The 1,529-nt window shown below is 63.5% G+C and carries 1 protein-coding gene; it reads left to right on the forward strand.

Annotated features, from left to right (window positions below):
• Nucleotides 1-187 precede the first annotated feature (187 nt).
• A complete protein-coding gene (locus tag AC3WL8_RS39860) occupies nucleotides 188-1,414 on the forward strand; it encodes an IS110 family RNA-guided transposase (RefSeq protein WP_492380251.1) in 1,227 nt (408 codons plus the stop codon).
• The last annotated feature ends 115 nt before the right edge of the window (nucleotides 1,415-1,529 follow it).

The raw sequence follows: 1,529 nt of genomic DNA on the forward strand, positions 1-1,529 counted from the left end.
GGGCACCGGGGAGCACTTCGGGTGGGCAGGCCGTTCATATACGTTGAGCTGCGAGCTCGTGTTAGTAGTTGGCCGCCCCTGCGACCCGCCCGGTTGCGCTGCGAGCGCGAATCCGTAGTTGTCGTGCTGTCCCCCCGGCTCCCATTTGCGATGTTTCCCATGGGAGACGCCAATGCGAGTGATAGGACTGGATGTATCGCGATCGGTGGCCGAAATCGCCTATTTGGAGAACGGCCTGCTACGCGCCGGCGGGCGCGTCGGACTGCGACGCGACGAGCTGGAACGCTTTGCTGCCAAGCTGAAGCCCGACGACCACGTGGTACTCGAGGCGACCGGCAACACGATCGCCATCGCGAACGTACTGACAGGTCATGTCGGCAAGGTGATTGTCGCCAACCCCTTGCAAGTCCGCCTGATCGCTGAAGCCCGCGTGAAGACGGATAAGATCGATGCGGCAATCCTTGCGCAACTCTATGCGAGTGGCTTCCTGCCCGAGGTCTGGATTCCAGACGAGGCCACGCAAGCGATGCGGCGGCAGGTGTCGCGCCGCGCCCAGATCGTGCGGCAGCGGACGCGGCTCAAGAATGAGATTCACGCTGTCCTTGCCGCCCATCTCATCGAACGGTGTCCCGCCACAGACCTGTTTGGCAAGAAAGGGCGGGCCTGGCTGAGCCTGCAGCAGCTACCCATGGACGAGCGCATCGGGATCGACCAGCGGTTGCATGAGCTCGACCGGCTGGCAGAGAATCTGCAGCAGGTTGAGCGCGTCCTGGCCCAATCCGCTATTCTGGACGACAGGCTGCGCAAGCTGCTGACCATCACCGGCATCAACACCACCGTTGCGATCGGGTTGATCTCGGCCATTGGCGATATCGCTCGCTTTCGCTCGCCGGAGAAACTGGTCAGCTACTTTGGCCTCAATCCTTCGGTCTACCAATCCGGCTTGCAACCAGCAAAGCACGGACACATCAGCAAGCGCGGACATTCCTATGCGCGTGCCATGCTGGTCGAGGCTGCCTGGGCCGCGGCCCAAACGGCCGGCCCCATCCGAGCCTTCTTCCTACGTATCCGGGATCATCGCGGTCAGCAGATCGCGGCCGTTGCCACGGCACGCAAGCTGGCGATCATCGTCTGGCACGTCCTCACGCGTAACGAATCCTTCGCCTGGGATCGCCCGGCGCTCACTGCGCGCAAGGCCCGTGAGCTGGAACTGCAGGCAGGCAGGCCTCCTGCGCGTCGCGGTAGCCGCAAGGGGTCTGCCGCCGCCTACAATCTGAAGTCCGTCCGGGATCTGGAGCGTGCGGCCGGCGAGCAAGCCGAGCAGGCTTACCAACGCCTGTTCTCGCGCTGGAAGCAGGCGCGACCGCAGGCAAGTGCGGTACGCGCTCCGTGGCCACCGATACGGACGCCATAAACGACCGAAAGCACACCGGGCGCTTGTCAACTTCATCCGTGGTGTAGATGATTCTGCGCACTTCCGGCGGATAGGCGAAGAACGGGATGACCTGCTCCCATTGCCGCCGCCACAT

Source organism: Cupriavidus sp. FW305-F7 (genome assembly GCF_058782875.1).